General features: G+C 69.4%; 1 protein-coding gene. It reads left to right on the forward strand.

Annotated features, from left to right (window positions below; genetic code table 11):
• Positions 1-320: AMP-binding protein (locus tag H0H10_RS03430; protein WP_188179291.1), on the forward strand; the 320-nt coding region annotated here is incomplete at both ends.

Consider the following 320-nt stretch of genomic DNA (forward strand, 5'->3'; position numbering starts at 1 on the left):
CAACGAGCGGATCGGGCTGACAGCCGGGGACCGGGTGCTGGCGGTGTCGAGTCTGAGTTTCGACCTGTCGGTGTGGGACGTGTTCGGCACGCTGGCGGCGGGTGCGGCACTGGTGGTGCCGGATCCCGGGTCGGAGCGTGATCCGGCGCATTGGGGTGAGCTGGTCGAGGCGCATGGCGTGACGGTGTGGAACTCGGTGCCGGCGTTGTTCGAGTTGTTCACGGAGCACCGGGCGGCCGCGGGCGGTGGTGATCGTCCGGGTCTGCGGGTGGCGATGTTGTCGGGTGACTGGGTTCCGTTGTCGTTGCCGGAGCGGGCGT

Origin of the sequence: Streptomyces griseicoloratus (assembly GCF_014534645.1) — a bacterium.
Taxonomy (GTDB): Bacteria; Actinomycetota; Actinomycetes; order Streptomycetales; family Streptomycetaceae; genus Streptomyces; species Streptomyces griseicoloratus.